This window comes from Allobosea eneae, from assembly GCF_042657265.1.
GTDB lineage: Bacteria > Pseudomonadota > Alphaproteobacteria > Rhizobiales > Beijerinckiaceae > Allobosea > Allobosea eneae.
This window is the reverse complement of sequence record NZ_JBHSLW010000025.1, coordinates 48,409-54,845: the sequence shown is the minus strand read 5'-3', so window position 1 is coordinate 54,845 and position 6,437 is coordinate 48,409. Positions and strand designations below refer to the sequence as shown.

Here is a 6,437-nt window from a genome sequence, read left to right as displayed (position 1 = left end):
ACCATCGCCTCCGCGACGGCCTTCCTCTACGCAGCCGCCGCCATGGTTCTTATCCGCCGCATCGCGCGAGCGTCATGAGTTCCGGGACGGACTCTAAGGCTTTTGTTAAGGCGAATTTCATAAGTTGTTTTCGGGCGGCGGCGTGCGAGTTCAAGAAGTTTTCTTGCTCCGAGGAAATTCACCGAAACATCGGCTCCGTCAAAGAGTGATTCTGCGGTGGATTTTAGCTCTTGCGCCTTAATCTCAAGATTTTGATGGATATGAGCATCAGCTTTTCGTGATGCGTAATAGTAAGACAGTTTCAGTGTTGGGAATCGGGACGCCAGCCGGCGAAGTACAGTTCGGAAACAATCTATTTTTTCTTTTACCTGACTATTGTATTGTGTCAGTTGATTATAGTCTGCGTCTAGGCGGAGTAAATTTCTGGTAAGCGAAATCATTCGATCAATTGGTACTTCGCTGAAGCCGCCTGAAGTTTTAGATTGAATAATGTGCATCTCGATGACAACGTCTTTTTTGAAAGGCGTAGTGTCAAAATCTTCGTAAACTAATTCTCCATTTACGAAGGAGTAGACGGCGTCAATTCCGCCATCATGTTCACCATCTACAATTCCAGATTCAATTTCATCGTAAGATAGATCAAAGTCTTTCAAAATTTGGGACGAACAAAATATTTCAAAAAAATCCTGTTCAGACATGGTCGGTGCAATATCTGATCTTTGCTGTGATACAACTTCATCGAGTATTTGCTGAGAGTTGTCGGCCACTTATTCGTCCCCCGAAAATTAATTTTTGAATTTTGGCGGCCCCAAGTCTGAGGCGCGAAAGCCCGACTCAGCTGCCCGACAGAGAACAAAACATAAATCGATCGTGACTGGAAGTTGTGCTGTGCGTTGCGTGTTTCGCTACAGGACTGGCGTTGGATTGATCTGTGGCCATCGCGTCGGCTGCACATTTCCCAGCAACTTTCCCCTGAGAGATCGGAACCGTATCGGAGCGGACAAGGCGCCAACTTATCCCCGCCCTCTCAACCTCCCGTATAATGCCGCGCATCCCATCCCCGAGGGGCGGCCGACCGGAGGCATGTCGTTTGGCGGGGTGGGTGCGGCGCCTGCGGGCGAGGGTTGCGCCTCGCTCCCGGGAGGCTTCGGGAACCGACCTGGGGACATTACGATCCCTGCGCGAGGAGCTCGCTAGACTGCGTCGGCTCAGGCCGGCGTGACAGAAGCGCGGCCCGGAGCTTTCAAATCGCCGCTGGCGGAGCGCCACGGGGCGTGCGGATGGGGATCCATCCGCGCCGCTTCCTGGCTCAATGGAAGCGGATCACTATCCAGCGCCTCGCGGCGCTCCGCTGCCCCTCACATGCGACAACGCCCGCAGGATCAGCCTGCGGGCGGGGACGACGCTTGGGCGCGGGAAGCGCAGCGCGAACCCTTCTCCCCTCGGGGGAGAAGGTGGCAGCGCGGAGCGCTGACGGATGAGGGAAGTCCAGCCCGACGCTCAGACGCTCACCCGGTCGTGCCGCCCTCCTCCCCTGCCGGACCTTCTCCCCCGAGGGGAGAAGGAGGCTAATCGGAGGACACCCCATGCCCCGCAATCCCGACCATCGTGGCGCCACGAAAGAGGAATTCGAGCGCTTCCAGCGCGAGCGGCCGATCATGCTGCGCAGGATCGCGACCTTGATGCAGTGCTGGCGCTTCTGCGGCCGCAAGGATTGCCGGCGGGCCAAGGCCTGCACCGGCCCGGATGGTGCGCAATGCTCGGGCGAGTTCATGCAAGGCCTGTCCGACGAGATGCGCGCAACCTTCCGCGAGGCGATCCGCCTGCGCCTCGAAGGCGTCGAGGGCAGGGAGGCCTGGTACGAGGCCGAGAGGCGCATCGCCAGGCACAAGGCGCAGCTCGAGGCGATTCCGCTGCAGAGCGAGGGGTAGAAGGCGAGGCGCGAACCCCTCCCCCGCGTCGAAGTCGGGTCTACCCGACTTCGACCACTCTGAGTCCTGATCTCGGGCAGGCCCGAGATCAGTGGGGAGGGGCAGGGGTGGGGGTCGCAAAGCTGGAGCGATCTCTCGAACAAGACAGTGCTGTCGCCGCTGCCAGCCGTCTTTCCGGCGAGCGATCGCCAGGCGGCACCACCCCCATCCCCGGCCCTTCCACACAAGGGGGAAGGGAGTTTGCGTCGAGGTTCCGCGCTCTTTGCCGGCAGGCTGCTATAAGCTCGGCTCAGACCTGATTCACCGGAAGCCCGACACCATGGCCAGGAAGACACCCGAACAGCTCACCAAGGAATTCGAGGGCCGCAAGGCCAAGGGGCTGGCCAAGGGCGGCGCGGCCTATTGGCCGAACGTGCTGTCGAACGCGGTGCTGAAGCTCGTCGCCAGCGGGGCTGAGTTCAGCGTCGCGGCGCTGGCCGAGCGCGTCGCGCAGGAGGGGCAGGTGACGGACCCGGCGGTGAAGGCCGGCGCCGACGAAGCGCTGGCGCGGCTGAAGCAGGCGGCGGCAAGGGCGGCGGAGTAGGCAAGGGAGGCGCGGAGAACCCCTCTCCCCTCGGGGGAGAAGGTGGCAGCGCGAAGCGCTGACGGATGAGGGAAGGAAGGCTCGCCGGGTCGAGGCGCCCTCATCCCCTGCCGGACCTTCTCCCCCGAGGGGAGAAGGAGGCTATTCCCCCATCGCGATCAGCGAGGCATTGCCGCCGGCCGCCGCGGTGTTGATCGTCACCGTCTGCTCGGTGGCGAAGCGCGGCAGATAGTTCGGGCCGCCGGCCTTGGGGCCGGTGCCCGACAGTCCGTGGCCGCCGAAAGGCTGCACGCCGACGACCGCGCCGATCATGTTGCGGTTGACATAGATGTTGCCGGTCGAGAGCCGGTCGATGACGCGCTCGACCGTGGCCTCGATGCGCGAATGCAGGCCGAAGGTCAGGCCGTAGCCGGTCGCCTCGATCTCGGCGAGAATCGTGTCGAGCTGGCCCGCCTTCCAGCGCACGACATGCAGAATTGGGCCGAAATGCTCGGCGGAGAGGTCGGCGACCTTGTCGAGCCTGATGATGTGCGGGGCGACGAAGGTGCCGGGCAAATCCGGCGTCCTGCCGGCATAGGTCACGCGGCCGGCTGAGCGCATCGCGGCGATATGGGCGTCGAGGCGCTCCTTGGCGGCGGCGTCGATCACCGGGCCGACATGGGTCTCGATGGCGCGGGGGTCGCCGAGGGTGAGCTCGCGGGCGGCGCCCTCGATCATCTCGACCATCTTGTCGGCGACGTCCTCCTGCACGACGAGCAGGCGCAAAGCCGAGCAGCGCTGGCCGGCCGAGCGGAAGGCGGAAAGGACGACGTCGTCGGCGACCTGCTCGGCCAGAGCGGTCGCGTCGACGATCATGGCGTTGAGGCCGCCGGTCTCGGCGATCAGCGGGACGATCGGGCCGTCCTTGGCGGCCAGCGCCCGGTTGATGGCACGGGCGGTCGCGGTCGAGCCGGTGAAGGCGACGCCGGCGACGTCCTTGTGGGCGACGAGCGCCGCGCCGAGCTTGCCGTCGCCGGGGGCGAAGTGCAGCGCGGTTTTGGGGATACCGGCCTCGTGCAGGATGCGCACGGCGAGCGCGGCGATCAGCGGGGTCTGCGGCGCCGGCTTGGCGACGACGCTGTTGCCGGCGACGAGCGCAGCGGCGACCTGGCCGGTGAAGATCGCCAGCGGGAAGTTCCAGGGCGCGATGCAGATAAAGGGGCCGCGGCCGCGCAAAATCAGGCGGTTGTCCTCGCCGGTCGGGCCGGGAAGGGTGGTCGGCACGGCGAACTTGGCCTCGGCTTCGGCAGCATAGTAGCGCAGGAAGTCGACGGCTTCGCGGAGTTCCGCGATGGCGTCGTCCAGCGTCTTGCCGGCCTCGGACTGGAGCAGCGCCAGGATCGGGCCGCGGCGCGCTTCCATCAGGTCGGCGGCCTGGCGCAGCGAGGCGGCGCGGTTGCGGGCGGGCGTCGCGTTCCAGGCGTGGAAGCCGGCCTTGGCTGCGGCCATCGCCTTCTCGGCGCTGGCGGCATCGCCCTCGGTGACGCGGCCGACCGGCTTGCCGTCGATCGGCGAGAGCACGTCGCGGGCGGTACCGGTCCCGGGCTTGCCGTCGATCAGCGGCACGGCCTCGGGCACGGGCTTCGCCGCAGCGGCGTGGATCTCGGCGAGCAGGCTGGCGAGGCTGGCGGCATCGCCGAGCTCGACGCCGGCTGAGTTGCGGCGCGACGGTCCGAAGAGCTCGGCCGGCAGCGGGATGCGGCGATGGCGGGCTGCGCTCGGCGAACCGATGATGTCGGCCGGCGGCACCAGCAGCGTCGCGACCGGCACGTCGGGATCGCCGGAGACCGAGACGAAGGAGGAGTTGGCGCCGTTCTCGAGCAGGCGGCGGACGAGATAGGCGAGCAGGTCCTGATGGCCGCCGACCGGCGCATAGGTGCGGCAGGCGAAGCCGGCATCCGATTGCAGCAGGCGCTCATACAGAGCCTCGCCCATGCCGTGCAGGCGCTGGAACTCGAAATCCATGTTCTCAGCAAGACGGCCGTCCGGCCGGGCGGCCTTTTGGGCGCCGGCGAGCTCGGCGACGGTCGCGACGGTCAGCGCGTTATGGGTGGCGAATTGCGGGATGATGCGCGGGCGCAGCGCGAGGAGCTGCTTGGCGCAGGCCTCGTAGTTGAGGTCGGTCATCGCCTTGCGGGTGAAGACCGGATAGTCGGGCAGGCCGCGCTCCTGGGCGCGCTTCAATTCGGTGTCCCAATAGGCGCCCTTGACCAGGCGGACCATTAGGCGGCGGTCGTAAGCTTCGGCGAGGGCCGCGATGTGGTCGATCACCGCCGAGGCGCGCTTCTGATAGGCCTGGATGGCGAGTCCGAAACCGTCCCAGCCGGCGAGAGAAGGCTCGGCCATCACAGCGGCGATGACGTCGAGCGAGAGCTCGAGCCGGTCGGCCTCCTCGGCGTCGACGGTGAAGTTGAGATCGTATGTCTTGGCCTGGCGGGCGAGCTCGATCACCTTTGGCGTGAGCTCGGCGAGGACGCGCTCGCGATTGGTCGCCTCGTAGCGCGGATGCAACGCCGAGAGCTTGACCGAGATGCCCGGGCGGTTCGGCAGCCTGTCATTGCCGGCCGAGCGGCCGATGGCGTCGATCGCGTCGGCATAGGAGGCGTAGTAGCGGTCGGCGTCTGCCTGCGTGCGTGCGCCCTCGCCGAGCATGTCGAAGGAGTAGCGGTAGAGCTTGCCCGAGCCGGAGCGGGCGCGCTTCAGGGCCTCCTCGATGGTCTGGCCGAGGACGAAATGGTTGCCCATGACGCGCATCGCCTGGCGCGTCGCGGTGCGTACGGCCGGCAGGCCGAGGCGCTTCGAGAGATTGCCGATGATGCTGGTCGGGGTCTCGCCGGGCTGGATGATGCGGGCGGTGATGCCGAGCGCCCAGGACGAGGCCGAGATCAGGAAGGCGTCCGATTTGGATGCGTGATGGGCGAAGTCACCCTGGCCGAGCTTGTCCTCGATCAGCCGGTCAGCGGTGGCGGCGTCGGGTACGCGCAGCAGCGCCTCGGCCAGCACCATCAGCGCGAGGCCTTCCTTGGTCGAGAGCGAGTATTCGCGCAGCAACTCCTCGATGCCCCCTAAGCCGACCTTGCGGGTGCGGATCGCGTCGACTAGCGAGGTGGCACGGGCATCGATCCTCGCCTTGGCCAGCGGGTCGCGACGGCTGCTGGCGAGCAGGCGACCGGCGATCGCGGCATCGTCCTCGGCATAGGGCGCGTGGAAGACGGGTGCGGTATCGGCGGCAGGTCGCGGGGCGGGGGCGGCCATGGCAAGAGCTCCGGATCTCGGCGGCGGGATGATCTGCAGGATCATCGCAACCGAGCTGGATATCAACGGAGATTTCAGCAATTATGCAGTGAAGATTCCCGTGGAATTCTGATATGGCAGAGAATATTCCGGCCCTGGATCGAACCGACCGGCGCCTGCTCGCCCTGCTCCAGAACGATGGCCGCGCCGCCGGTGTCGAGCTGGCTGAGAAGGTCGGACTGTCGCCGACCGCGACAGGCGAGCGGCTGAAGCGGCTGGCGCGCGACGGCTACATCACGGGCTATCGCGCCACCCTCGATCCGGTGAAGCTCGGCCTGCATCTGCTGGTCTTCGTCGAGGTTTATCTCGACAAGACGACACCCGATGCCTTCGAGCGCTTCGCCGCGGCGGTGAAGCGGGCGCCGGAGGTGCTGGAATGCCATATGGTCGCCGGCGGCTTCGATTATCTGGTCAAGACCCGCGTCGCCGACATGAACGCCTATCGCCGCTTCCTCGGCGATGTGCTGCTCGCGCTGCCGGCCGTGCGCGAGACGCGCACCTATGCGGTGATGGAGGAGGTCAAGACAGACGGGGCGCTGCCTCTGTGACTCCTGCAGCACTGCCGCAGAAAAACGTAACCATTTCCGCGA

General features: G+C 65.6%; 5 protein-coding genes. 3 read left to right on the top strand and 2 right to left on the bottom strand.

Features of this window, described 5'->3' with window-relative positions:
- Nucleotides 1–26 precede the first annotated feature (26 nt).
- Entirely contained in the window at nucleotides 27–767 is a 741-nt protein-coding gene (locus ACFPOB_RS16130; RefSeq protein ID WP_377799432.1) for a hypothetical protein, read from the bottom strand.
- An 819-nt stretch (nucleotides 768–1,586) separates the two neighbouring features.
- On the opposite strand from ACFPOB_RS16130, the gene ACFPOB_RS16125 reads away from it, so the two are divergent.
- Nucleotides 1,587–1,931, top strand: coding sequence for a hypothetical protein (locus ACFPOB_RS16125; RefSeq protein WP_377799431.1), 345 nt, complete (start codon nucleotides 1,587–1,589; stop codon nucleotides 1,929–1,931).
- 319 nt (nucleotides 1,932–2,250) lie between these two features.
- Nucleotides 2,251–2,514 (top strand): hypothetical protein, encoded by a 264-nt coding sequence (locus tag ACFPOB_RS16120; protein WP_377799430.1) that lies wholly within the window; start codon nucleotides 2,251–2,253, stop codon nucleotides 2,512–2,514.
- Between the two features lie 141 nt (nucleotides 2,515–2,655).
- Here the strand turns inward: ACFPOB_RS16120 and putA are convergent, their stop codons facing one another.
- A complete protein-coding gene (putA, locus tag ACFPOB_RS16115) occupies nucleotides 2,656–5,808 on the bottom strand; it encodes a bifunctional proline dehydrogenase/L-glutamate gamma-semialdehyde dehydrogenase PutA (RefSeq protein WP_377799429.1) in 3,153 nt (1,050 codons plus the stop codon).
- 113 nt (nucleotides 5,809–5,921) lie between these two features.
- Between putA and ACFPOB_RS16110 the strand changes: the two genes are divergently transcribed.
- Complete coding sequence (locus ACFPOB_RS16110; RefSeq protein ID WP_377799428.1) at nucleotides 5,922–6,395, top strand: Lrp/AsnC ligand binding domain-containing protein; 474 nt, start codon at nucleotides 5,922–5,924, stop codon at nucleotides 6,393–6,395.
- The last annotated feature ends 42 nt before the right edge of the window (nucleotides 6,396–6,437 follow it).

Coding starts and splice junctions, on each gene's coding strand:
- ACFPOB_RS16110 (WP_377799428.1), top strand. CDS start 5,922: ATGGCAGAGAATATTCCGGCCCTGGATCGAACCGACCGGCGCCTGCTC.
- ACFPOB_RS16120 (WP_377799430.1), top strand. CDS start 2,251: ATGGCCAGGAAGACACCCGAACAGCTCACCAAGGAATTCGAGGGCCGC.
- ACFPOB_RS16125 (WP_377799431.1), top strand. CDS start 1,587: ATGCCCCGCAATCCCGACCATCGTGGCGCCACGAAAGAGGAATTCGAG.
- putA (WP_377799429.1), bottom strand. CDS start 5,808: ATGGCCGCCCCCGCCCCGCGACCTGCCGCCGATACCGCACCCGTCTTC.